Below are 26531 nucleotides of genomic sequence, written 5' to 3' on the forward strand. Positions count from 1 at the left end.
ATTTGAATATGTTCATCGATGAATGTACAAGTATATTTAAATGCAAAGTGAATTAGCCAATATTAGTCTTGTATTAAAATATGGATTAACAGGTAATGCTACAAAAATAATTACTGATTCTCTAAAGTTGAATGTTATTCTGAATAATCTAATTGGAAATGCATTAAAGTTCACAAAAAATGGAGAGATAAAGGTGGGCTATTTTAAGAAAAAGAATTTTCTGGAATTTTACGTGGAGGATACCGGTATAGGAATTCCTAATGAAATTAAGGGTGATATATTTAAACCTTTTTACCAAATTAAGGATAAAAAAAATAGTTCTGGATTAGGTTTATCAATTACAAAGTCTTTAGTGGAGTTATTGGGAGGGAAGATATGGTTTAATTCGGAGCAAGATGTTGGTACAAAATTTTTATTCACGATTCCTTATAAACAAATTTTTATGGGATAATAGATTTTTTCGAATAGAATTATAAAAATTACACCTAATGTGCCAACATGCTATATGATTATTTGTAATTCTTCACTCCTAGTGCAAAATAGTGAAGAAGATTTTTGATTTGTTTCTTTTGTTGAGAAAATTAAACTGCAATAATTAGGAAATATATTTCATATCTTAATACTGCGAATGATGATCTTAATGAAATTGAAATGAAGATACTAAAGGAATTTAAAGAATTTGCCATTAAAGGCAATATGTTCGATATGGCCATTGGAATCATAATAGGGGTTGCCTTTAATAAAATTGTGTCGTCCTTGGTTAATGATGTGTTATTGCCAACATTTAGTATGGTAATTGGAAAGGTCAATTTTCAGACGCTAAGTATTGTTTTGCAAGAAAAACAGTTGGATACCAATGGAGAAATCATACAGGAATTGGTGGAGTTGAAATATGGGAACTTTATTCAGGTTACTTTGGATTTTTTCATTATTGCCCTGGTCATTTTTGCAGTGGTAAAGGTAATTAATAACATCAGGCGAAAAGGGGAGGATGTGCAAGATGAAACGGTAAGTACACCTAAGGATATAGAGTTGCTCACAGAAATTAGGGATTTGTTAAAGCAAAGAAATGAAAGCAAAGAATAGATCGGGAAATAAGTATGAATTGCTTTTTATTCTTTATCAAAGCCGTCTACAATAACCCCACCCATCGATGCCGGAAAAGAAAGAAGAATGATTCTTTTAAATGCAATTATAGGTTCTTCTACGATTGGCATTCGGTTTAAAGCAAAAAGAATGATAAATACCACAACAAAGGTAACGCCGTAATCGATTAATGTTCTTAATGCAAAATGAGATAGTCTATGTTTGATTTTGCCTTGGAAAATTCCTTCAAATGAGTAAATGTTTATAAATAGCAAGGATAATATCAGGATGATAATAATGTTTAAAGTAGGTAAGGTTTCGCTTAATTGCCATGACTCCTCTGAGAAAGCTACGGGTATTGTTAATGCCGATGATCCAACGATAACTTGAACGATATCTTCGAGGTTAATGCTGTCCTTGCTCATATTTTCCATTCAAAACGGTTTTAAAAATCAATCAGTAATAAATATACAGAAATATTATACCATTTAAATAGTAAAAATGCGCTGGTATAATGCCGATACATATTCAAAGTACTTTTAGAGAAATGCTAAAGGTGCTCCCGATAGCTACCAGGATTGAATAGTAACGGGTATTATAAAATTAATTTTAGAGACAGATTTGTAAGGAATATGATACAACAAAAGCAAGTTCAAACAGAACTTGCTTTTGTTATCTGTGCGATACTTCAGCTTATTTTTTGTATTTCAAGGCTCTTTCAATCGCTTCAATCATCTTTCCGGCAATATCTTTATTTGATGCTCCTTCTATGCCTTCCAAACCAGGTGATGAGTTCACTTCGAGAAGCAATGGACCTGACTGGCTTCTGATGATATCTACCCCTGCTATTTTAAGTCCCATTGTTTTGGCAGCCAAAACAGCAATTTTTCTTTCTTGTGTGGTTATTTTGGTGATTGCAGCAGTTCCACCCATATGTATATTTGCTCGGAATTCACCTGGAGCTGCAGTTCTCATTACACTCTCCACCACTTTTCCATTTACCACAAAACATCTAATGTCTTTACCGTTGGCTTCCTTTACAAATTCTTGTACAAGGATATTTGCTCTTAAACTTTTAAAAGCATTAATCAAACTTTCAGCAGCTTTCTTTGTTTCAGCAAGCACCACGCCCTTGCCTTGTGTTCCTTCTAAAAGTTTCACAATTAAAGGAGCACCACCAACCATTTTTATCAATTCATCTGTGTCGAGGGGCGAATTGGCAAATCCGGTTGTTGGTATAGGAAGTCCGTTGTTAATAAGAAGTTGCAAAGCATACAATTTATCTCTCGATTGAGTAATTGCTGAAGCCGAATTTAACGTGTAAACACCCATGGCCTCAAAGTGACGAGTTAAAGCACACCCGTAAAAGGTTGCACTGGGTCTTATTCTTGGAATAATTGCATCGAAATCATTAAGGATGCGTCCACCTCTATAGTGCATTTCCGGGTTTTGCCCATCAAGTTTGATGTAACAATCTTTAATGTTTAGAAATTCAACTTCGTGTCCTCTTTCTTGTCCGGCTTCTATGATTCGTCTATTGCTATACAATTCAGGATTGCTGGCTAATAAGCCTATTTTTAATCCAGTCTTTTGTATAATGTGAGTAAAGTAAAACTCATCCAGTGATTCTTTTGAATGAGAACCAAACAAACATGAGGCTTCTGGATCAACCAGCATTTTCCCTGACATTGCCTCTCTACCTAAAAGCATTCGGTAGCCCATACTATCCCTGTTGGTAAGTGTGATCTCTACTTCCCAGGAATCATTAGCAATAGACAGGATGGTTTTAATCACAAACCGAACTTCGCTTGATCCACTTGAGCTTTTTACTTTACGTCTGTCGTGAATGGGGGCTTCGCAGTGAATTGTAGTTTTACCATTGTTCTGTAAAGGATGAACATCGAAGCTTACCCAAGGAACACCATCTTTTTTGAAAGCCATAATGTTAATCGCATGCAGTGATGATGTTTTTGCACCAGAATCCACACGTGCTTTGATAGCGGGAATTCTTAACTGTGGGAGAGAGCACCACTCTTCACTTCCTACTATTACTTTATTTAAGGTCATAGTTAAATTTTTTTTTACCTTTTTTATTAAAAATTGATATCCATTGTAGTTGTATACGTCACTCTTATTCAATTGTATAAGGTGATGTGTTGTAAGAGAGTTAATTTATATTCATTCTCAATGATAAAACAGCTTCACTAAATGTGAAATCAACTTCACAAGCTTATTTTTCGAGTGTTTTTAGCAATTTCAATTCGATTCACTAAAGAATCTATTATTTTGTCATATAATTTATCTTTCAGGATTGAATCCTCAACATCAGTATCAATATTTGGATTATCATTTACTTCGATTACATATACTTGATTATCTACTATTTTCAAATCAACACCGTATAATCCATCTCCAATGAGTGATGCAGCCTTTTGTGCAACCTTTAAAATTTTCTCTGGCACTTGAGAAATGGAAACCGACTCATAATCACCAGATTCTTCGCCTGGAGAATTCTTCCAATTGTAGATTTGCCAATGATTTTTAGCCATATAGTACTTGCATGCAAATAGTGCTTGGTTATCCAATATACCAATTCTCCAATCAAACTCCGAGAAAAGGAATTCCTGGCAAATGATCATGTCCGACTTACTGAAGAGTTTGGTGATTTGCTCAAAGGCTTCTGTTTTGTTATTTACTTTTATAACACCTAATGAAAAGGCACTATCTGGTTGCTTTAAAATAACCGGATAGGAAAAAGTATCTAATTGCTTACTGTTGAATGAGTTTTTTGCCAAAACAATTGTTTTGGGTGTATTGATCTTATTCTTCTGAAATAATTCATGCTGAAATATTTTATTGGAACATTTCATAATTGACCAGGGATCGTCAATAACAACTAAGCCTTCAGCATAAGCAAAGCGAGATACTTCATAGGTGTAATGACTCACGTTGGTTGTTTCCCGAATAAAAAGAGCATCAAATTCATTAATCTTCCCAATATCAGTTTTAGTAATGAACTCCAGGTAAACGTTTTTCTTATTGGCAGCAATTTTAAATTTCTCCAATGCTTCTTGATTTGATGGTGGTGTTTCTTCCTCTGGGTTAATTAGAACAGCCACATCGTATTTGTAGTGAATCAATTTGGGAAAATTGTGTTTTTTTTTGCTAAAGTGTTTTGAGGCAAATTGATATACAATCTCCTTCTCACTTTCCGTGATGTGTTTAAAATTAATGACTTTAATCTTTTTTATTAGCCATTTATCGTTCTTTACAAAAGTTACCTCAAACAGAGGAGCCTCAAAGATCTGGTACAATTTTTTAGCCAGATTTTTATAACCCTTTGTAAGTGTTTGACCAAAATAAATATTCAAAGAGAATAATTCTGGATTCTTGCCTGATAGAGATTTATTGATAAATTCATCTAAATCGAAGGCTATGGATTGAATAACATTAGCAATCTTAAGATCCTGTATGGTTGTAATGTTGGGAATAATTCTCTGTCCTCTGGCTGAGGCTAAAAGCGACACATAATACCCATAAGATTGGTATTTATAGGAACTACATAAGTTATAAATCCTAAAATCAGAATTGTTTTGATATATTGGATTATTGATGTATTCCTTAACTGAAATCACTTTAGCATTAATTGCATTTTCTTCCCATTTATAAGGTTGATCGATAATTATGACATTCTTACAAAATGTGTATTTATCAACAGATAGCTTCATTTTGATTGCATCTTCATCTTTCAAGTAATAATTCTCAATTTTTTTTACGAATTGAAATCCTCTTGATTCATACCATTTAATTAGTTTTTGGTTCTTTAGCCTGGCTTCAAGAATGATATTTTTATAATTGTTCTTTATTGCAAAGTCTTTAATGAATTCTAACAACTCATTTCCAATTCCTTTGTTTTGATATTTTTGGGCAATTGCTATTGAGTAAATTCTTAATGAATGCTTGTATTTAAATAGACATATTGAACCCAATGCCTGCTGTCCATTGTAAGTTTTTTCAACGATAAATACCTCCTGAAAATGACTTTTGATACCTTTCCTTAGATTTTGTTTTAAATTTTGTTGAAAAGCAGGGAAAACATCCATTTCGAGTTCTTCCAAAAAATCTAAATCATTGATTACTGCTTTACGAATATGTAATTTCATCTGTTTATTTTTACATGTTTTTGCCAGATGGAACTTACCATGAGTAAATAATCATTTTCGTGTGTGAGTTAATAATTATTTACTCATGGACGTTTCATTTTATTAACCTATTGATAGAAATACTAATTTTTCAACATTGCTTTGAGACTTTGTATTTTGTCTTCATAGCCTTAAAAAATAAGATTGCAGAATCTGGTATGATCTAACCTTACCAATCTCTAAGCCCGTTTTCTATGTATTCAAATTGCCATATTGTAAACAGTAATGCATCAATCGGTGGACTAGTAGGTTCTTTTTTTAATAGTTCATCAATTGCTTCAATCTGTCTTGAAGATAGTTTATTTTCTTCAAACACTTTTGTTACTGTGTATGAGTATCTGTATTCGCCAATCTTAATAGTAGATGCAAATGGGATTTCATCTGAATCATTAAAAAGCTTGACGGAGTAATAACTTAAGGAATGATCCTTGTAATCACGGATGTATCCGTTCTTGGTTATTTCCGATGCAGGAAGTAATTTATCACTTATTATGTTTCGATATCCTGCTTTCTGAAACCGATTCTTATAGTGAAATGAACAATAGTTGATACCAATATTAAGTCCGGATTTTTTGGCTGCACTTATAATTTCCAAAGCAGCAAGCTCCGATTCTATTACCAAAGGTCGTTCAGCGCTATCTATGGTATATTCTCGCTTTACCAAATGTGTTGCATTGTGTTGCGTAAGCCTTAAATGATGTAAATTTAAATTGCGAACTCCAGCCTTAATCATTTCTGGTAAAAGAGCAATGATTTTATCTTTTTCTTCTGGAATTGCAGGGATTTCAATTGTAATATTGGGAATAATGTCCTTTGCCATTCGAACTTTATCAAGAGAAAATCCTGTAGCCCCAATATCGAATCTAATTTCATTCAGTTTTAAATTTGCCAAAGCCTTTAGTTTCGATTCATCAACAAGAATTCCATTTGTATATATCCAGATGTAAAGATCTTTGCTGCATTTTTCTCTTAAAACTTTGAGGTATTTTAAGGTTCTCTCAAAGTAAAGAAAAGGCTCTCCTCCGCTAAAACTCACACCTTTAAAACCCAAATGATTAATGTAGGATGCATACTCATAAGGATCATCAAAGTCCAGGCCTTGAGTAGAAGGTTTCTCGTCCCTTGTTTGCTGGGTTGGACAATAAAAACATTTCGCATTGCATTTGTTTGTAATGAACAAACAGCTCCATTTCCCAGATGCACATATTTCACAACCCTTCGAAATATAATTCCAGTAAGGTTTTGTGTTCTTGTAAAGTAAGTTGTCTTTTAAATTGTTGAGCAAGAACTCTCTTTGTCTTTGGTAATCCTCAATGATATAAGGGTTTGCCCACTTGATTTGGGGCCATTGACTGAATTCATTCTTGTTTTTGTTTTGTAATGAATTCAACCATGCATAAAGTGCTTCCATTTTTGCGGATACATGATTTAATAGGCACATGGATACCATTGTGCCAATGAAAATGAATAAATAAAGAATACAACACGAACTTTCGTCTGAGCAGGAAGTTAAAGCTCAGAGAAAATATATAGGAACATGAGGTATTGTTCCATTTCAAATCGTGTTTTTTGTATGTCTTTTTGAGGATTCATATTCAAATCAAATAGGCTTGCAATATAGTTTTTTTACTTGATTAAAGTATTTTGAAATAATTTTTTTGAAGTGTGAGGAAAAACTAAATTTTAATAAACAAAAAAAGCAAGTTCAAAAAAGAACCTGCTTTTCTTTTAGGGTGAAAGACCGGGGTCGAACCGGCGACCTCTGGAACCACAATCCAGCGCTCTAACCAACTGAGCTACATCCACCATGTAGTATAAAAAAATAGGGTGAAAGACCGGGGTCGAACCGGCGACCTCTGGAACCACAATCCAGCGCTCTAACCAACTGAGCTACATCCACCATTTTCGCGTTAGCGGTGCAAATATAGAGAAATCCTAACATATCATCCAAATAAAAATGAAAAAAATATTTCCAAAGAATTATAAAGTCTACCTTTGTAGGCAGTTAACAAATTAAAAAAAATGGAATTTTTCATCGACGATAAGGAAACAGAAGCAGTTTTTCAGGAAATATTTAAGAAAGTTCAAATTTTACGCAATGGTGAAACTCATCATGAAATGAAAAAGTATGGTTTGAACTATCAAAAATCATTAGGGGCAACAATCGTTAACCTTAGGGAGCTGGCAAGTGGGTATTCGAAAGATCATTTGCTGGCACATAAACTTTGGACAAAAGCATTTCGCGAAACAAAAATTCTGGCCAGTTTGTTGGAGGAACCTGAACTGGTTAATGAAGAACAAATCAATCGTTGGTTCGATGAAATGGATTCAAATGAGCTGATAGAGCAGGTAAGCATGAATTTATTCCTGAATATGCCAAATGTTTATGAATTGATACCTGAGTGGTTGCAATCGAAAGATTACCAAAGAGTATTGTGTGCAATCATTATTTCAGGCCGCCTGGCAATGAAAAAGAATGAGGTGAAGGTAAATGAGTTGTTCAAATTTGTAGAGATGATTCCAAGCAATATTGATGAGTTTTATTTGAGAAATCAGTTGAAAAGAAGTTTGGGTAAAATGGTTCGCGTGAACAAAGAGATAGCGGATACCATTTGCAATAAGGTTCACGACTTACGTGCCAGGGATGAAAATTGGCAGGAAATATGGGACGATTTGCAATATGAGCTTGATTTGTAGATTATTTTAAGAATATTTAAGAGGCTTAAGGATTAAAAATCTAGGAAATCAGAATTAAACAGAGTAAATTTGAGGCTCTAAATAATATCATAACTACAAAATTATTGTAGATAAATAACTAAGATATATGGCATTAACAAAGAGTTCCAATCCGGTATTAAGTGAAAAAATATTTCAAACTTCGAGAGCTGAAGTTTATGGTGAAACAATGACCATAAATGGAACGGTGAATAAAATTGCAATGTTGCTATTTTTTGTGGTAGCTGCTGCAAGTTTCACTTGGGGAATGGTTTCTGTAACCAGTACTGGAGAAATTACTTATTCGGTTTATCCTTGGATGATAGGAGGAGCTATTGGAGGCTTAATCTTGGCACTGGTAACTGTGTTTAAACCAAAAGCATCACCTTATACCGCACCTTTTTATGCATTGTTCGAAGGTTTGTTTTTAGGAGGTATCTCGCACTAATGAATGCCACATATCCTGGTATCGTAATGCAAGCCGTAGGTTTAACTTTCGGAACCTTATTTGCCATGTTATTTGCTTACAAAACAGGTTTAATCAAGGTAACTCAAAAATTTAAGGCAGGAATTGTTGCTGCTACGGGTGGTATCATGCTATTTTATTTGGTAAGCTGGATCATGAACATGTTCGGTATCGGAAATGGATTTTATTATGGTTCAAGTTTATTGAGCATTGGTATCAGTCTGTTTGTAGTTGTGATTGCAGCATTAAACCTGGTTTTGGATTTTGATTTTATAGAAAAAGGAGCTCAATCGGGAGCCCCAAAATATATGGAATGGTATGGCGCCTTTGGTTTAATGGTAACCTTAATTTGGCTGTACGTTGAATTATTAAGATTGTTGGCTAAAATTGCCAATCGTGATTAATTTAATTTTGGATATCCATTATTTAAGAAGTTTCTTGTGAATATTATTGAAGTTACAAATCAGAAGCATCGCACAGAGTTTTTAAACCTGGCTGGGAAGCTGTATAAAAATGACTCTAACTATGCTCGTCCGTTAGATGTTGAAATTGAAGGGATATTTAATCCAGATAATAACTCTTTCTTTTCTCATGGTAAGGCAATTCGTTGGATCCTGCAAGATGAGAAAGGAAATACCATTGGTCGTATCGCTGCTTTTATAAACGAGAAAAAAGCCCATACCTATGACCAACCTACAGGTGGATGTGGATTTTTCGAATGTATCAATGACAAAAAGGCAGCGTTCCTTTTGTTTGATACGGCTAAAAGTTGGCTAAGCGATAATGGCATGGAAGCCATGGATGGTCCGGTTAACTTTGGAGAGAACGACAATCACTGGGGATTATTGGTAGATGGATTCATTCCTCAGGGATATGGAATGCCATATCATCAGAAATATTACAAGGAGTTTTTCGAAGAGTATGGTTTTAAAGTATTCTTTGAACAATATAGCTATCATCTTGACTTAAGAAAGAAATTCCCGGAGCGATTCTGGAAAATAGCTGAGTGGATTGCAAAGAAGCCAGGCTTTTCTTTTGAGCATTTCAGATATGATAATGCAGAAAAGTATGTACAGGATATTATTGCGGTATACAATGAAGCCTGGAAATTTCATGATAATTTTTCGCCAATAGATCCTGAAGATCTTAGAAAGATTGCCAGAGAAGGGAAAGGAGTGATTGAAGAGGAATTCATTTGGTTTGCCTATCATGAAGGAAAGCCAATTGCTTTTTTTGTTGCGATGCCTGATATCAATCAGATCCTGATAAAGATGAATGGGAAATTTAACCTCTGGAACAAGTTAAAGTTCTTGTATTATCTAAAAAGAAAAACAATTACTCGAGCTCGTATTACGATTATGGGAGTTGTGCCGAAATATCAAAGATTTGGTGTTGAGTCGGCAATTTTCTGGCATATGGACAAGGTGATGCAACGCAAACCACATTACAATGAACTAGAATTGTCGTGGGTGGGTGATTTCAATCCGAAGATGATCTCTATTTACGAATCGGTTGGTGGGGTTAAAATGAAGACTCATTTCACTTACAGATATCTTTTCGATCCGAATAAGCCTTTTCATCGAACACCTATTATCCCTCTGGAAAACAGAGGAGATAAGGCGAAGAGGAAAAAAGCGAAGGAAAGTGCAGAATAATTAAATAATTCTTTGCAAAATAAATTACAATATCTACCTTTGCACTCCATTGGAAGAAGATTATAAGAAATTTAAAGGATATTTAAAATGAAAAAGGGAATACATCCGGAAAACTACCGTTTGGTAGCTTTTAAAGACATGTCTAACGAAACTGTTTTTTTAGCGAAGTCTACTGCTAACACTAAAGAAACTATCGAATTTGAAGGCGTTGAGTACCCATTGGTAAAATTAGAGATCTCTAATACATCTCACCCATTCTATACTGGTAAGATGACTTTGGTAGATACTGCTGGACGTGTAGACAAGTTCATGAACCGTTACAAGAAGTTCAAGAAGTAAGATCAAAAATTACTATAGAAAAAAAGCTCCGATATTCGGAGCTTTTTTTTTGTGCAGATTTCTGAGCGAAGAATTGCTATGTATTATTAAAGCAAGTTATTCAACTCTTTTTTTGTATTTTTGACCATACATAAAATTTGAAACACACGAATCCTTTCAGGATTTACTATTACTACTGCAATGAATTATATTCTTTTTGATGATGGAGCATGGAACGAATTGCTTCCTCTTACATTTACTCGTCCTGTTTCCGAAGTTCGCATCGGAATTACTACCATACGCGAGAAATGGGAACGCTTATTAAATACTGAATGTAGCTTTTTAACTCAAGAGTATTTGAGCGAAAAATATCCTTTGCAAAACGAGGATACGAACATTTTAATCAATGGATCTGTTATAGCAAATAAGGAATTAATTGAAGCTATTCAGAATTTAAAGGATGGAGATTTCTTAATCGCAAATGATATTGTGATTGCAGCTTGCTTAAATGCAGATGAGATCGCGCTGGTACAAAAAGAGAAATTAGAAGATGTGAATACAATCGAATTCTCAGGAGAATTTGATCGAATTCACAAAACCTACGATATTTTCTCATTAAACGATAAAATCCTTCGTCAGGATTTTGCTTTGCTTACCGATGGAAGAGAATCTCAAAACATTTCGGATACGGTGAATGTGTTGGGCAAGGAGAATATTTTTATTGAAGAAGGAGCAACAATTGAATTTGCCACTTTAAATGCACAAGAAGGACCAATTTATATTGGTAAAGATGCTGTGATCATGGAAGGTGTTTTGGTTAGAGGACCTTTGGCAATGTGCGAACATGCAGAGCTTAAATTGGGAGCAAAAGTATACGGCGCAACAACACTTGGCCCTTATTGTAAGTGTGGAGGAGAATTGAATAATGTGGTATTGTTTGGTTATTCAAGCAAAGCACATGATGGTTTCTTGGGTAATGCGGTTCTTGGCGAATGGTGTAATATTGGAGCAGATACCAATAATTCTAACCTGAAGAACAATTATTCGCAGGTTAAACTATGGAACTATGTAACTGAGAATTTTGCAAGAACAGGCCTACAGTTTTGTGGCACCATAATGGGTGATCATTCCAAACTTGGAATCAATACCATGCTAAATACAGGTACAGTAATTGGGGTGAGTGCAAATGTATTTGGTTCGGGTTTCCCTCGCAATTTTATTCCGTCCTTCTCTATGGGAGGAAATCATGGATTTAAAGAGTATCGTTTAAATGCAACCTTTGAGGTTGCCGATTTGGTTATGAAACGCAGGGGAAAGGAATTTGATGATGTAGAAAAGAGGATTCTGTCTCACATTTTTGAAGTGACGAAAGAGTATAGAAAATCATTTTAGAGAATAAAAGAAGAGTCCTTACAAATAATCGTGAGGACTTTTTTGTTTGGCACAGGGATTGCCAAGTACATAGCAGCAATTTTTTTTTTAGAGGAAGCGACATTTTGTCATATCAGTTTAATAAAAACTTACTTCCTTTACAGATATAATGTAAGAAAGGCAGACGAGATAATGAGTAGTAAGATAGAATTCAATATTAGTGATATAGTTTTGTCGAATATGATGGATGAAGATTCGGATTTTATTCCAATTATAACCGATGAGGATGAGAGTGCATTGGATGAGTTGCAGGTGCCTGACACTTTGCCAATACTACCTCTTCGAAATACAGTTTTATTTCCAGGAGTTGTAATTCCAATTTCTGTTGGTAGAGAAAAATCGTTGAAGTTGGTTCGCGAGGTTTATAACAACAAAGGAATGTTAGGGGCAGCTTCTCAAATGGATTTGAATGTTGAAGAACCACACTTCGAGGATATCAATAAAATTGGTACCGTGGCTCAAATTATCAAGATTCTTGAAATGCCTGATGGGACCACTACGGTAATTCTTCAGGGTAAAAAACGTTTCGAGCTTGAAGCGATTATTAGTGAAGAACCATTTCATGTAGGTCGTATCAGAACAATCAAGGATCAGCGCCCTGAGGTTGAAGATAACGAGTATAAAGCTTTGGTTTCTTCGGTTAAGGATATTGCCATTAAGGTAATTAAGTTATCACCTCAAATTCCTAACGAGGCTTCATTCGCAATTAAGAACATCGAAGGTTCATCGTTCTTGATCAACTTTATTTCTAGTAACTCAGAAATAAAACATAGTCAGAAGCAAAGATTGCTTGAGTTTGATAATATTCGCGATAGAGCAATGAAACTTCTTGAATATTTGGTTCGTGAAGTTCAGGTTTTGGAGTTGAAAGATGATATTCAGTCGAAAGTGAAGACTGATATGGATCAGCAGCAAAGAGAATACTTGTTGCACCAGCAAATGAAAACCATTCAGGATGAATTGGGCGGAAGTCCAAACGATCAGGATATCATGGAGCTGGAAGAAAAAGCCGAGGATAAGAACTGGTCTGAAGAAGTAGCTAATACATTTGAGAAAGAGTTAAAGAAACTGCAAAGATTGAATCCAGCTGCAGCTGAGTATTCAGTTCAGTTGAATTATTTGCAGGAATTATTGGATTTACCTTGGAATGAATATACCGAGGATAATTTCGATTTGAAGCATGCTCAAAAGGTTCTTGATAATGATCACTTTGGATTGGAGAAAGTAAAAGATCGTATCATTGAACACTTGGCAGTGCTTAAGTTGAAAGGTGATTTGAAATCTCCAATTTTATGTCTTTACGGACCTCCAGGGGTTGGTAAAACATCATTGGGAAAATCGATTGCTGAATCTTTAAACAGAAAGTATGTCAGAATGTCTTTGGGTGGATTGCACGATGAATCAGAAATCCGTGGACACAGAAAAACATATATTGGTGCAATGCCAGGTCGTATCATTCAAGGCATGAAGAAAGCTGGATCATCGAATCCAGTATTCATATTGGATGAGATTGATAAAGTAGGCAGTGATTTTAGAGGAGATCCATCTTCTGCATTGCTTGAGGTATTGGATCCAGAGCAAAACAATGCTTTCCACGATAATTTCCTTGAGGTAGATTACGATTTATCGAAAGTGATGTTTGTTGCAACTGCGAATAATGTTGGATCTATTTCAGCACCACTTCGCGACCGTATGGAAATGATTGATGTTAGTGGATACATTCAGGAAGAGAAAGTTGAAATTGCTCGACGTCACCTGATTCCTAAGCAAATGGAAAATCATGGAATTACCTCAGATCATATTAAAATATCGAAAGAAGTAATTGCTGAGGTGGTTGATAAATATACTCGTGAATCTGGTGTTCGTGCATTAGATCAACGTATTGCTAAAATTATGCGTAGAGTGGCTCGTAAGGTTGCCATGGATGAAAAATACGATATCAATCTTAAAACAGAAGATTTGAAGGAGTATTTGGGAGCAGAAATGTTCAACCGTGAGAAGTATCAGGGTAACGATTATGCTGGTGTTGTTACAGGTTTGGCATGGACTTCGGTAGGAGGTGAAATCCTATTCATTGAATCAAGTCTTTCTGCAGGTAAAGGAAAATTGACCTTAACAGGAAATCTTGGTGATGTAATGAAAGAGTCTGCATTGTTGGCTCAGGAATACTTGCATGCACACTGTGATTCTTTGGACATTAAGAAAGAAGCTTTTGATGAGTGGAATCTTCATGTTCACGTTCCTGAAGGAGCAATTCCAAAAGATGGACCATCAGCAGGTGTAACTATGGTAACAGCAATGGCTTCAGCATTTACACAGCGTAAAGTGAAGAAAAATCTTGCTATGACTGGTGAGATTACCTTACGAGGTAAAGTGTTGCCAGTTGGTGGAATTAAGGAAAAAATCCTTGCAGCCAAGCGTGCTGGAATTAAGGAGATTATTCTTTGTAACCAGAATAAGAAAGATATCGAAGAAATTAAGGATGTTTATTTAAAAGGATTAAAATTCCATTTTGTAGATGAGATTATGGAAGTTCTTGATATTGCTTTAATGAAGCAGAAAGTTAAGAACCCACTGAAAATATAATCAGGATAAGAATTAGAATAAAGGCTCTCAAATCGAGAGCCTTTTTCTTTTTTAGACCTTTGTGTCATAAAAATTCTTACTTTTAAGTTCGGTTATTCCTTACTGATATTACACATTTAATTGCTTTTCAAGAATGAACGGAAAAGGGAAATATATTTTGGTAGCCATTGGTCTAATCATATTAGGCATAATGGTTTGGTATTTTAGTAATATTGTTACTTACATTTTAATTTCGGTAGTATTATCTTTTATTGGTCGACCTGTTGTTGATTTTTTGAACAAAGTAAAAATCAAGAAATGGACCTGTCCACCTGCTTTATCGGCAGGAATTACCTTGATATTACTTTGGTTTGTAATGGTAATATTTTTTCGAACCTTTATCCCAATGGTTGCTGATCAGGCCGAAGAATTATCTACCATCGACGTAAATGCGGCAGCTCGCAGTTTGGAAGAACCTATTAAAAATCTCGAAACATTAATTGCAAAATATTCTGCGGAAGGAGACAATTTTAACCTGAAAGCTGTTGTAATTGATAATTTTACTTCTTTTGTAAAGATTTCTGATGTGTCATCGATATTTGGATCTCTGGCAGGTACATTGGGAAACATATTTATTGCGCTCTTCTCCATTTCATTCATTACCTTTTTCTTTTTAAAGGATAGCAGTTTGTTTACCAGTGGTGTAGTTTTAATGGTACCAGCAAAACACGAAGAAGGGGTACTTCATGTATTGGACTCAATTAAAAACCTACTGATGCGTTACTTTGTGGGGTTATTCTTTGAAGTAATATTGGTTGGATTTCTGGTTACCATTGGCTTGAGTATAGTTGGTTTGCCTTTTGGAACTGCAGTGGTAATTGGGCTTTTTGCAGGAATAATGAATGTGATTCCTTACATTGGGCCAATAATTGGAGCCATATTCGGAATGATTATAGGAATTGCAACCAATATACATGCTGATTTTTATGCTGAAATTTTACCATTGCTTGGATATATGGCATTGGTTTTTGCTTGTGTTCAAATTATCGATAACGTTTTGTTCCAACCCTTAATTTATTCCAATAGTGTGAATGCACATCCACTGGAAATTTTCATTGTAATTATTATGGCAGGAAGTATGGCAGGAATTATTGGAATGATGCTAGCGATACCATCTTACACGATTATGCGTGTGATTGCCAAAGAGTTCTTTAATCAATATCGATTTGTAAAGAAATTAACACAGAATATTTAATTATAGAAATATGAAAATCAGAATACTAATTATTAATTTTTTTCTTCTAACTAGTCTGCTTACTTCCATGTCTTCTTGTGATACAGAAAGTATGAAAAAGGTTTCAATGGATAAATTCATAGGAACTTGGGAATTAAAAGGAAGATCGATGCTAGAAGGTATCAAGATCGAGATAAAGAAAACCGATTCTGGAAGTTTAATAGGTAAAGTTGTTGAGATAAACGATAATAAGTATGTAAGATTTTTTGTGGAACCAAACGAGACATGGGTTATTAATATTAAAAGGTCTTCAAATTCACAGTTTAGATTAACAGAGAAGAAAATAGGAAGTGCATTATTTGCTACTTATGGATTGGGGACTAATAAGGAATTTAAAGTTGAGTTTATAAATAATGACACAATAGGATTAGGATCAGACTCTAAAGATCCTGAAAAATCAACAATACAATATTTAAGAGTTAAATAACAAACAAGGATGATTCTATAGAATCATCCTTGTTTACTAATGATATTTTAAATACTGGAAGTTTCAAAGTGATTTTTCAAAACAATCATTTCTTCTTCAAAACTTAACTTTTCACCATTGTATAATTTCAAGATTCGTTCATCAATTTTCACCATTTGCTGTGGTAATTCCAGATGTTGATTGGTGAAATTCATTTCTATATTAGGATGATTCTTTTGAATATTTTCCACCAATTCCATAACCGATTTATTATACTCTACCAAATTATAAACTCCAGAATCTAATCTTCCGCCCAACAAATTATCCAGAATGTTTGTTGTTTTGTCAAGAGAAATAAAGGGTAGTTTCTGATTGCCACTGCCGTGAATCGATATTTTGCCAACAAAATGGGAATCGAACAATAGGTATTTAGAATGCCCTTCATTTTCATGCTTACACCGTAACCAAACACATTTCCTAAGCGAATAATTTGGGTGTTGATTTTAGACATAATCCGCTCTACATGTTGTTCGCCTCGTAACTTCGAATTACCAAGCGATGAAGTTGGTTCTAACATGGAATAAACATCATATTCTTGATTGGAATAACCATATACTTCAGTTGAACTGAGATACACAAATTGTTTAACATTACTGTCTTCTACAGCATAAATCAACTCGGCAGTTCCCCAATTATTCACTTGCTCGTGTATCTGGTGCAGCTTTTCATCATTTGTATTCTCCGCTGCTAAATGGTATACTACATCAACATCTTTTATTAAACTGTCAAGTGTTCTCGAATCTAAAAGTTCACCCTTTACAAACTTTACCTTTCCAGGCTTAATTTGAGAATGAAGGAACAGGTTGTAATTATCCTTACTTAAATTATCCAATACGGTAATATGGCTTACTTTAGGATTTTGATTCAATTTTCGGCACAGTTCGGTACCTATATATCCGGCTCCTCCGGTAATTAAAACTTTCATGACAGCAATATTTAGTTATTAAAAGCCTATTAAAGTTACAGATTATCTTGCTTTACTGCCAAATAAGTATTGCTTCTCTTTAAACTCAATAAAATTTGATATCCATGAAGAAAGATTTTGTGTAATAATCTGTTAACTTTAAAAGAAAAAATATGAGATCACACGAAATTGATTATAAGATTAAAGGACACGATATCCAATTGGTAGAAATTGAGTTGGATCCGAACGAAACGGTAATTGCTGAAGCTGGGGCGATGCTTTACATGAAAGAAGGCATTGAGTTTGAAGCAAAAATGGGTGATGGGTCTGAACCTGATAAAGGCTTGTTCGGAAAGTTATTAAGTGCCGCATCAAGAAAAATAACTGGCGAATCTATTTTTATCACTCACTTTACTCATCATGGAGTGGGAAAGAGTCATGTAGCGTTTGCGGCTCCATACCCGGGAACTATTGTTCCTTTGGATTTGGAAAAGTTGGGAGGATCGGTAATAGTTCAGCGAGATGCATTTTTATGTGCTGCATTGGGAACAAAAATTAGTATGCATTTCAATCGTAAGCTTGGATCTGGTTTTTTTGGAGGAGAAGGATTTATTCTGCAAAAACTACAGGGAGATGGTATGGCTTTTATTCATGCAGGAGGTACTTTAATAGAGCATGAGCTGAACGGAGAAACACTTCGCGTGGATACCGGCTGTGTAGTTGGTTATCAGGAAGGAGTAAATTTTGATATTCAGCAATCAGGAGGATTGAAATCGATGCTGTTTGGTGGAGAAGGTCTTTTTCTTGCAACTCTTAGTGGAAGAGGAAAAGTTTGGATTCAATCTATGCCAATTCGTAAGTTGGTGAACCAGCTAAGCACAGGAGGACCAAATGCTTCGAAGGAGAGTAGTGGGGGAATTTTAGACTCATTACTGGAGTAATAAAAAGTGGTAGGTACCATTTATAAAAGTAGTACCTACAACTTGAACAAGTTCTAGGTACAACATTTAAAAGTGCTAGGCAGAACATTGAAAAGTTCCAGGTACGACTTTTAAAGGTTTAAGAAATTCATGCATTAGATGCTTCATGTTAATGAGGCATCTTTTTGTTTGTAGCCGTTTTTAAGCACAAAAATTATTTAGAAACTGTGTTTTTTTAATTTTTTTTGAAATTCAGGGATTCTTAGGAAATACTAATAAAAGACACTGCAGTCTTTTATTGTCATGCTAATTATTGCAGTTTGTTATGTGAAAAGGCTGTGATTTAATAGTTTAAATTGTTATATTTGGTAGAGAGCGAGTCATTTAAGAAAAAAGATTCGCATGGATTGTTTCTTGAAATGTTGATGAATTGTAGGGGGAGAGAAGAGCAGAAACAATCATTTTGACATTGCACGATTGCGAATTGCTATAATATAACCTTATCTGTAATTAATGCCTGACCTATGAGTAAACCCTACAGATTAACATGTGCCTTGTTCATATTTATTTTGCAGCTTGCCCCATTTCAAATTCTTGCTAGTGAGGCCGATTCTACAATAAAAGATGATCATTCCAGTCATTTTGATTACTTTTTAAATAGTGAAAAGAGAGGCGAAAGATTGTTTAAAGGATTAACGAGAACTCCTGTGGAGTGGCAATCTTGTGTTTCATGTCACAATATCAATTACATCGATACATTAAACTGGAATCCTTCTGCCAAAGACATTGCAGGAACTTTTGCTAATAAATCCATTGATGAATTTCGCTCGGTTTTAATGTCTCCATTGGGAAAAAAAATGGAAAAGTCTCATAAAGACTATTCCTTTTCAGATGAGGAGTTGGGATATATTAAATCCTATTTACAGAAGTTGAATAACAGCGTTCTTTATGAAACAAAACCAAAAGTGAACAACCTAATTTTGTTTTTCTTTTTAGGTGCATTAATCACATTGGCTTTGGTGGATCTTTTCTTTACGAAGAAAATCAAGTATAAAATTATTCCTGTACTGATTTTTATTTTTGCGTTTGGTTACCAGATTCAGATGCTTGCCGAAGGTGCGATGGCTCTTGGAAGAAAGCAAAATTATGCCCCTATTCAGCCAATTAAATTCTCGCATAAAATACATGCTACTGATAACAAAATAGATTGTCGATATTGTCACACTACCGTTGATGAAAGTAAATCGGCAGGAATACCTCATGTGAACCTATGCCTCAATTGCCATTTAATTGTGCGTGAGGGAACCAACTCAGGAAAGTTTGAAATTAATAAGATTCATGCTGCCATTGAAAATAACACCTCTGTTGAGTGGATTCGCATTCATCAACTTCCGGATCATGTTTTCTTTAGTCATGCTCAACATGCTAATGTTGGGAAAAGAGATTGCCAGGAATGTCATGGAGTAGTCGAGGAAATGCATGTGCTGAAACAGGTCGAAGATCTTTCTATGGGGTGGTGTTTGGATTGTCATGATAAAACAGCAGTTGATTTTCGCGAAAATGGATACTATTCTGAATCATTCAAAGAGCTACACGAGCAACTTACCTCGGGAGCAATAGATAGTGTTAGAGTAACGGATATCGGAGGAAGGGAGTGTGCTCGTTGTCATTACTAGAGGACTTAGGGCAAAACTCAACCATCTAATTTGTATCACTTGATAATCGTTTACCTATGAAGAAATATTGGAAAAGCCTTACTGAACTTAAAAATAAAGAAAACTCTATTTCGGATCAACCTATGCCAAAAGGAAATCTGGAGCAGATCTTAGATATTTTTGACAAGAATGAAAATGGTTCCAAAAGCAACCGACGCGATTTTTTGAAACTTTGTGGATACAGTCTTGCCATTAGTACAGTGGTAGCTAGCTGCGAAAACTCAGTTCAAAAAGCCATTCCTTACCTGATTAAGCCTGAAGAAATAACACCAGGCAAAGCCAACTATTATGCTTCCAGCTTTGCAAAAGGAAGTGATTTTTGTAGCATTTTAATTAAAACCCGGGTGGGAAGACCAATTAAGATTGAGGGGAATGATTTGTCAACAGTTACCAATGGAGGAACCAGTTCAAGGGTACAAGCTTCGGTTTTAGATTTATATGATACGAGTCGTTATAAGAATCCACTGAAAGAAAACGAAAAGTTATTGTGGGAGGAACTGGATGAATTTGTTAGAAAGGAGCTAAATCGTTTAAAAAATGCCAATGAGGAAGTTGTATTGCTTACTTCGAGTGTTTATAGTCCAAGCACAATAAGTGTTATTCAAAAGTTTATTGCCCAATATCCAAATGTAAAATGGGTACAGTACGACAGTCAATCATATTCCGCACTGATTCAAGCTAGCAAAATGTGCTTTGGCAAAGCTGGTATTGCCGATTATCGATTTGATTATGCAGATATAATTGTAAGTTTTGATGCAGATTTTCTTGGCACATGGCTTATGCCGGTTGAGTATATCAGACAGTATGCAAAAAAGAGAAAATTGAGTGATGGCAATACTTCCATGTCTCAACATATACAATTAGAATCCAGGTTGTCGCTTACGGGCAGTAATGCCGACAAAAGGATTCCTGTAAAACCTTCTGAGCAAAGACTCCTGCTTGCACAGCTCTACAATGAGATATTAAAATTGGCAGGCAAGGATACATACACAGTTCTAAATACATCCGGTGACATGCAAGGGATAGCCAAAGATCTGTGGTCTCACAAAGGCAAATCACTGGTGGTATCAGGATCTAATGATGTAAACGTTCAGCTAATCGTTAATGCGATAAATTATGAATTGGAAAATTATGGATCAACACTAAGATTTGAGAAGCAGCTGCAAACTTCAAAAGCAATAGAATCAGACATGAAGAATTTGCTTGAAGATATGAAAGCAGGTAAGGTTAAAGCTTTACTAGCTTATGGTGTAAATCCTGTTTTCGATTACTATAAAGGTGACGAATTTGCTTTAGCACTAAAAAAAATAGGATTTACGATTGCCTTGGATGAGGTGCCAAATGAAACGACATCTTTAATGAAATTTGTAGCTCCTGATAATCACTATTTGGAAAGTTGGAACGATTTTGAGCCTAAGGCCAATCGGTACAGTTTAATGCAACCTGGAATTCGTCCTCTTTTTAATACACGACAATTTCAGTCGTCACTACTAAGCTGGATTGGAGAAGATCCGGACTATTTGAAATTCATAAAAGCCTATTGGGAAAAGAATTTTTACCCGATGCAAAATACTTATCCAAACTTTGTTACCTATTGGAACAATACTTTACAGCAAGGAGTATTCGAGCCAAATCTAAAATCAGTTTCCGATACCAAGTTTAATTACGGTGGAATAAATAATATTCTTGATGAGCTTGCCAAACAGCCAAAGAGTAAAGGAATAGAGTTACAGGTTTATGAATCAATAGCCATTGGAGATGGTAAGATGGCCAATAATCCTTGGCTACAGGAAATGCCAGATCCGATAAGTAAAATCTGTTGGGACAATTACTTGTGTATCTCTCCAAAATTAGCCAGTGAATTGATGATGGAAACTGGTGATGTTGTTGAGGTAAATTCAAAAGTGAAACTTCCTGTTTATGTATTGCCTGGACAAGCTTATAATACCGTTGCAGTTGCTAAAGGTTATGGACGCCAGGTTTGTGGTATTGTAGGAAAGAATGTTGGTGTAAATGTAAATTCTCTACATAATTCAAGTGTCGATTTTATTGACAATGTGAACCTAATAAAAACGGGAGAGAAGTACGATTTGGCCATGACCCAGACACATCATTCGATGGAGGGGAGAGCCATAGTTAGGGAAGCAGACCTGGAAGAGTATAAAAAGAATCCTGCAGCAGGGAATGAATCGCATCATGCCTATGAGAATGCAAGTATTTACGAAAAACCAAAGTTCCCTAATCATCATTGGGGATTGGTTGTAGATTTAAACTCATGCGTTGGATGCGGGGCCTGTTCAATAGCATGTCAGGCAGAAAATAATGTTCCTGTAGTTGGGAAAAAGGAAGTAATTCGTGCCCACGAAATGTCATGGATTAGAATAGATAGATATTTTTCGGGAGATGAATTTAATCCGGATGTATCCTTCCAACCAGTAATGTGCCAACATTGCGATAATGCACCTTGCGAAAATGTTTGTCCGGTAGCAGCTACCAGTCATAGCAGCGAAGGCTTAAATCAAATGGCATACAATCGTTGTATTGGTACCAGATATTGCGGAAACAACTGTCCGTATAAGGTGCGCCGATTCAATTGGTTTGACTTTACCAAAGCAGATTCGATTCCGAACAATCTTCATGATGTGGCTGAAATGACTATTGATTTAAAGAGGATGGTGTTGAATCCTGATGTAACAGTTAGAGCCAAAGGTGTAATTGAAAAATGCTCTTTATGTGTTCAAAGAATTCAGGAAGGGAAACTGAATGCGAAAATTAAAGGCAGAAAAGTGAAAGATGGAGAAATCAAAACTGCCTGTGAGCAGGCATGTCCTTCTGGAGCAATCATTTTTGGTGATTTAAACGATAAAGAGAGCAAATTGGTAAAAGAAACCTCTAGCAAGAGAAACTACCACTTACTGGAAGAGATTCACACTTTGCCATCGGTAAGCTATTTGACAAAGATTAGAAATAAAAAAATGAACCACTCATAAATCCACGCTTATGTATGTGTCGCCTATAAGAGAACCCCTTGTAACAGGGAACAAGACCTACAAGAAAATAACGGACGAAATATCCGCTCCTATTGAAGGTAAGCCTGGTAAAGCATGGTATGCAGGTATCACTTTAACTGTTTCTGCTTTACTATTTGGACTGGCTATGATGGGATATACCATTTGGAATGGAATAGGAACCTGGGGACTAAATAAAACCATTGGTTGGGGATGGGGGATTACCAACTTTGTATGGTGGGTTGGTATCGGTCATGCGGGTACTTTTATTTCTGCAATTTTACTATTGTTCCGTCAAAAATGGAGAACCAGTATCAATCGTTCCGCAGAGGCAATGACTTTGTTTGCAGTAATGTGTGCCGGATTGTTTCCGTTAATTCACATGGGACGACCTTTATTGGGATTTTTCGTTTTCCCTTACCCAAATACGCGTGGACTTTGGGTGAATTTTAACTCTCCTTTGTTGTGGGATGTTTTTGCCATTAGCACATACTTTACGGTGTCATTGCTATTCTGGTATGTTGGTTTGATTCCCGATATTGGAACAATTCGCGATAGAATAAAATCTAAATTCAAGAAATGGATATACGGCCTGTTGAGTTTTGGATGGACTGGATCAGCAAAACACTGGCAGCGACATGAATCAATCAGTTTGATTTTGGCAGGTTTGGCAGCACCCTTGGTATTATCTGTTCATAGTATTGTAAGTACAGACTTTGCTACCTCGGTGATACCTGGCTGGCATACAACCATATTTCCGCCCTATTTTGTGGCCGGGGCTATCTTTTCTGGTTTTGCCATGGTATTGACCTTGCTGATAATAACCAGAAAGGTTTTAAATCTTGAGAATTATATTACCGTCGGTCATATCGAATCGATGAATAAGATCATTATAGCAACTGGTTCAATTGTTGGTATTGCTTATATCACCGAGCTGTTTATTGCCTGGTACTCGGGAGTAGAATATGAGCAATATGCATTCCTAAATCGTGCAACAGGACCATATTGGTGGGCTTACTGGATCATGATGACCTGTAATGTGATTTCGCCACAATTGTTATGGATTAAGAAACTTAGACGTAATCTTGTATTTACTTTCATTCTATCCATTTTCATCAATATCGGAATGTGGTTCGAGCGATTTGTAATTATTGTAACCTCTCTTCACCGTGATTATTTACCATCAAGCTGGTCGATGTATGAACCAACTATAGTGGAAGTCGGAATTTTTATCGGAACACTTGGTTTGTTCTTTACCTGCTTTCTTTTGTTCATTCGAGTATTTCCGGTGATTGCCATTGCCGAAGTGAAGAGTGTATTGAAGAGCTCAGGAGACAAGAAAGATAAATCTGAAAAACATTAGTGACATGAGGAGATACATTTCAGCATATTTCGAGAATGAGGAGAATCTTTTAAGGGCAGCAAAAGACTTAAAAGAGAAGCAAGTTTCCATACAAGATGTTTTGACACCTTTCCCAATTCATGGTTTGGATTCAATTTTAGGATTTAAACGGTCGAATATACCTACGGTAGGTTTTATTTCGGGAGCCATTGGTTGTATTTTGGCCTTTGGTTTTCAGGCCTGGGCATTTATTGTAGATTATCCTTTATTTATTGGTGGGAAGCCACATTTTGCAATACCATCCTTTATTCCTATAACTTTTGAGTTAACGGTACTGTTTGCTTCATTCGGGATGGTTTTCGCATTCCTGATTCGTTCTAAGTTAGGACCTGGTGCCAATAATCCGATACACGATGAAAGAATTACAGATGATCGTTTCATGATCATTATTGATTTGGATGAGGGTGGAAATCAGGATGAGATGGTAAAAGAAATCCTTGCAAAGGAAGAAGCTCAGGAAATAAAAGTGAAAGAGATTGAGAAATAACCTGCAAAATCGCACTCAGATGGAAGATAAATATACTTTAAAACGAAAAACACAATATGGAATTTTATCCATAGCGGGTGTTGGAATTCTCTTGCTGATTTTAGGCTATTTTATTGAATCGCCCAACAGACAAGAGTTATGGGCCAATGTTTTGATCAATAACTTGTATTTCTTGTTTATAGCTCTTTTTGGAGGAGTTTTCTTGGCTCTCCATAAAATTGCATATGCAGGTTGGTATACAGCTTTAAAGCGGATTCCTGAAGCTTTGACCAAATTCTTACCCATATCGGCAGTATTAATGTTTCTAATCTATTTTGGAATGCACGATTTGTATCACTGGTCTCACGAAGGCTTACACGATCCTATTCTAGAAGGAAAAGCAGCTTACCTAAACGTTCCTTTCTTTTTTGCTCGTATGGCATTTTATTTTCTTGGATGGATTGGTTTAACTTATCTGCTAAGAAAGAATACGCTAGATCAGGACTTAAATCCAGATTTAAAATATCACAAAAGGGGAAAAATATTGGCTGCTTTGTTCATGGTTTTTTTTGCCATAACAAGCTCAACCATGAGCTGGGATTGGATCATGTCCATTGATGCACATTGGTTTAGTACCTTGTTTGGCTGGTTTATTTTTATCGGAATGTTTGTGTGCGGAATCGCGACAATTATATTACTGATTGCATTCTTGAAAGCACAAGGATATTTGGAATATATCAATAAGGAACATATTCATGATATGGGGAAATACCTGTTTGCTTTCAGTATTTTCTGGATGTATTTGTGGTTCTCCCAATACCTTTTGATTTGGTATAGTCACATTCCTGAGGAAACGGCATACTTTGCTCCACGATTAAAAGATCACACTGTTCTATTTTTTACAGTGCTTATTATCAATTTCTTGTTCCCGTTTTTGGCATTAATGACAAGAGATTCGAAACGAAATTTGAAATGGTTAAGTTTCGTGGCAATCATTGTATTGATTGGTCACTGGTTGAATATTTATATGCTTGTGATTCCGGGAACCATTGGGAATGAAGCACAGATTGGCTTAGTGGAAATAGGATTCGCAGCTTTGTATCTGGGAGGATTCTTGTATGTGGTATTAGCTTCATTGACCAAAACACCATTGTTGGTTAAAAATGATCCTTTACTCAAAGAAAGTTTTCATTATGAAACCTGATTTAATCACTTTAATAAATTGATTATGAGAAAAAAAACATACATATCGGTTTTTGTGCTTTTGTTAGCAGGCATAATGACTTCTTGTGATAAGGATAACAATCATCCGGGTTATTCCTATTTTCCTGATATGCAAGTGTCCAGAGCTTATGAGGCTTATTCATCAAATCCGAATTTTGCTGATGGAAAAATATTAAGACTACCGGCTGAAGGAACTATTCCGCGAGAGATGATTCCTTATGAATTTGAGAAAACACCAGAAAATAGAATTTGGGCAGGACAGAATGTTATTAATATGGTTGAAATGACAAGCGAAGATGTGGAAAGGGGAAAGGAACTCTTTACAATTTTCTGTATCAACTGTCATGGTGAAAAGGGCGATGGAAAAGGATTTTTATATACAAGTGGGAAATATCCTTTTGCACCCAAAAATTTAACGACTGATATTTTAAAAAAGACTCCCAGAGGAGAATTTTTTCATGTGATTACTGTAGGATTTGGAGTAATGGGAGCCCACGGCCCACAAATTAAGCCCGAAGATCGCTGGAAGATTATTGAGTACATCAAAGTGGAGCTTCAAGGAAATGCAATTGGACAATAGGAATTTTGCCGCATAAAAAAGAGACATTTCATCTCAGATGTCTCTTTTTTATGAAAGTCTTGAAAGTAAGAATGGTAAAAAGTAGAAAAATCTTGTAATTCTACATTCACAAAA

24 protein-coding genes and 2 tRNA genes are annotated in these 26531 nt (G+C 35.5%); 18 read left to right on the plus strand and 8 right to left on the minus strand.

From position 1 onward, the window contains the following. The first annotated feature begins 40 nt into the window (after positions 1-40). Together JCM15579_RS18365 and mscL are read left to right on the plus strand one after the other, a co-directional pair. Positions 41-451, plus strand: coding sequence for a sensor histidine kinase (locus JCM15579_RS18365; RefSeq protein ID WP_054722512.1), 411 nt, complete (start codon positions 41-43; stop codon positions 449-451). Between the two features lie 200 nt (positions 452-651). Continuing rightward, positions 652-1086, plus strand: coding sequence for a large-conductance mechanosensitive channel protein MscL (gene mscL / locus JCM15579_RS18370; RefSeq protein WP_054722515.1), 435 nt, complete (start codon positions 652-654; stop codon positions 1084-1086). Positions 1087-1112: 26 nt separating this feature from the next. Here mscL and JCM15579_RS18375 read toward each other — a convergent pair whose 3' ends face one another. From JCM15579_RS18375 to JCM15579_RS18400, 6 genes are all read right to left on the minus strand, one after another. Next, on the minus strand, positions 1113-1520 hold the full coding sequence (locus JCM15579_RS18375; protein WP_054722517.1) for a DUF2391 family protein: 408 nt from the start codon (positions 1518-1520) through the stop codon (positions 1113-1115). A gap of 259 nt (positions 1521-1779) precedes the next feature. Next, positions 1780-3153, minus strand: a complete 1374-nt coding sequence (rimK, locus tag JCM15579_RS18380) for a 30S ribosomal protein S6--L-glutamate ligase (RefSeq protein WP_054722519.1) — start codon at positions 3151-3153, stop codon at positions 1780-1782. 155 nt (positions 3154-3308) lie between these two features. After that, positions 3309-5249 (minus strand): GNAT family N-acetyltransferase, encoded by a 1941-nt coding sequence (locus tag JCM15579_RS18385; RefSeq protein WP_054722520.1) that lies wholly within the window; start codon positions 5247-5249, stop codon positions 3309-3311. Between the two features lie 208 nt (positions 5250-5457). After that, the gene (locus JCM15579_RS18390) at positions 5458-6699 is read right to left on the minus strand and encodes a radical SAM protein (protein ID WP_054722522.1); all 1242 of its coding nucleotides are present in this window, start codon (positions 6697-6699) and stop codon (positions 5458-5460) included. 320 nt (positions 6700-7019) lie between these two features. Next, positions 7020-7095, minus strand: a tRNA-His gene (locus JCM15579_RS18395). Between the two features lie 18 nt (positions 7096-7113). Continuing rightward, positions 7114-7189 (minus strand) — tRNA-His (locus JCM15579_RS18400). Between the two features lie 121 nt (positions 7190-7310). Here JCM15579_RS18400 and JCM15579_RS18405 point away from each other — a divergent pair. From JCM15579_RS18405 to JCM15579_RS18440, 9 genes are all read left to right on the plus strand, one after another. After that, entirely contained in the window at positions 7311-7985 is a 675-nt protein-coding gene (locus JCM15579_RS18405) for a DNA alkylation repair protein (protein WP_054722524.1), read from the plus strand. 127 nt (positions 7986-8112) lie between these two features. Next, positions 8113-8451: a Bax inhibitor-1/YccA family membrane protein gene (locus JCM15579_RS22070; RefSeq protein ID WP_218186235.1), complete on the plus strand. Its 339-nt coding sequence runs from the start codon at positions 8113-8115 to the stop codon at positions 8449-8451. Continuing rightward, the gene (locus JCM15579_RS22075) at positions 8451-8873 is read left to right on the plus strand and encodes a Bax inhibitor-1/YccA family protein (protein ID WP_218186236.1); all 423 of its coding nucleotides are present in this window, start codon (positions 8451-8453) and stop codon (positions 8871-8873) included. The genes JCM15579_RS22070 and JCM15579_RS22075 overlap by 1 nt, the downstream gene beginning before the upstream one ends. 36 nt (positions 8874-8909) lie before the next feature. Continuing rightward, positions 8910-10124, plus strand: coding sequence for an N-acetyltransferase (locus JCM15579_RS18415; RefSeq protein WP_174888100.1), 1215 nt, complete (start codon positions 8910-8912; stop codon positions 10122-10124). Positions 10125-10211: 87 nt separating this feature from the next. After that, positions 10212-10463 (plus strand): type B 50S ribosomal protein L31, encoded by a 252-nt coding sequence (locus JCM15579_RS18420; RefSeq protein WP_054722526.1) that lies wholly within the window; start codon positions 10212-10214, stop codon positions 10461-10463. Between the two features lie 180 nt (positions 10464-10643). Next, a complete protein-coding gene (locus tag JCM15579_RS18425; RefSeq protein ID WP_054722528.1) occupies positions 10644-11834 on the plus strand; it encodes a GlmU family protein in 1191 nt (396 codons plus the stop codon). 171 nt (positions 11835-12005) lie between these two features. Continuing rightward, positions 12006-14459: an endopeptidase La gene (lon, locus tag JCM15579_RS18430; protein WP_054722570.1), complete on the plus strand. Its 2454-nt coding sequence runs from the start codon at positions 12006-12008 to the stop codon at positions 14457-14459. 133 nt (positions 14460-14592) lie between these two features. Continuing rightward, on the plus strand, positions 14593-15693 hold the full coding sequence (locus JCM15579_RS18435; protein WP_054722530.1) for an AI-2E family transporter: 1101 nt from the start codon (positions 14593-14595) through the stop codon (positions 15691-15693). A 106-nt stretch (positions 15694-15799) separates the two neighbouring features. Further along, the gene (locus JCM15579_RS18440) at positions 15800-16159 is read left to right on the plus strand and encodes a hypothetical protein (protein ID WP_157471552.1); all 360 of its coding nucleotides are present in this window, start codon (positions 15800-15802) and stop codon (positions 16157-16159) included. A gap of 47 nt (positions 16160-16206) precedes the next feature. On the opposite strand, the gene JCM15579_RS18445 is transcribed toward JCM15579_RS18440, so the two are convergent. Continuing rightward, complete coding sequence (locus JCM15579_RS18445) at positions 16207-16455, minus strand: hypothetical protein (protein WP_054722534.1); 249 nt, start codon at positions 16453-16455, stop codon at positions 16207-16209. Next, positions 16440-17123 (minus strand): NAD-dependent epimerase/dehydratase family protein, encoded by a 684-nt coding sequence (locus tag JCM15579_RS18450; RefSeq protein WP_054722536.1) that lies wholly within the window; start codon positions 17121-17123, stop codon positions 16440-16442. The genes JCM15579_RS18445 and JCM15579_RS18450 overlap by 16 nt, the downstream gene beginning before the upstream one ends. A gap of 152 nt (positions 17124-17275) precedes the next feature. Between JCM15579_RS18450 and JCM15579_RS18455 the strand changes: the two genes are divergently transcribed. The 7 genes from JCM15579_RS18455 to JCM15579_RS18485 all read left to right on the plus strand — a co-directional run bounded on the left by JCM15579_RS18455 (position 17276) and on the right by JCM15579_RS18485 (position 26417). Beyond that, positions 17276-18043 carry a TIGR00266 family protein gene (locus JCM15579_RS18455; protein WP_054722538.1) on the plus strand — a complete coding sequence of 256 codons (768 nt, stop codon included), beginning with the start codon at positions 17276-17278 and terminating at the stop codon, positions 18041-18043. Positions 18044-18546: 503 nt separating this feature from the next. Beyond that, entirely contained in the window at positions 18547-19698 is a 1152-nt protein-coding gene (locus tag JCM15579_RS18460) for a cytochrome c3 family protein (protein ID WP_083464765.1), read from the plus strand. Between the two features lie 56 nt (positions 19699-19754). Beyond that, positions 19755-22727 carry a 4Fe-4S dicluster domain-containing protein gene (locus JCM15579_RS18465; RefSeq protein WP_054722542.1) on the plus strand — a complete coding sequence of 991 codons (2973 nt, stop codon included), beginning with the start codon at positions 19755-19757 and terminating at the stop codon, positions 22725-22727. A 10-nt stretch (positions 22728-22737) separates the two neighbouring features. After that, complete coding sequence (gene nrfD / locus JCM15579_RS18470; RefSeq protein ID WP_054722544.1) at positions 22738-24108, plus strand: NrfD/PsrC family molybdoenzyme membrane anchor subunit; 1371 nt, start codon at positions 22738-22740, stop codon at positions 24106-24108. A 4-nt stretch (positions 24109-24112) separates the two neighbouring features. Further along, a complete protein-coding gene (locus JCM15579_RS18475) occupies positions 24113-24634 on the plus strand; it encodes a DUF3341 domain-containing protein (protein ID WP_054722546.1) in 522 nt (173 codons plus the stop codon). A gap of 19 nt (positions 24635-24653) precedes the next feature. Then, positions 24654-25817, plus strand: a complete 1164-nt coding sequence (locus tag JCM15579_RS18480; protein ID WP_157471553.1) for a quinol:cytochrome C oxidoreductase — start codon at positions 24654-24656, stop codon at positions 25815-25817. Between the two features lie 24 nt (positions 25818-25841). Then, positions 25842-26417, plus strand: a complete 576-nt coding sequence (locus JCM15579_RS18485; protein WP_054722550.1) for a c-type cytochrome — start codon at positions 25842-25844, stop codon at positions 26415-26417. The last annotated feature ends 114 nt before the right edge of the window (positions 26418-26531 follow it).

This window comes from Marinifilum fragile JCM 15579 (genome assembly GCF_001310955.1).
In the GTDB taxonomy this organism is placed as follows: Bacteria; Bacteroidota; Bacteroidia; order Bacteroidales; family Marinifilaceae; genus Marinifilum; species Marinifilum fragile.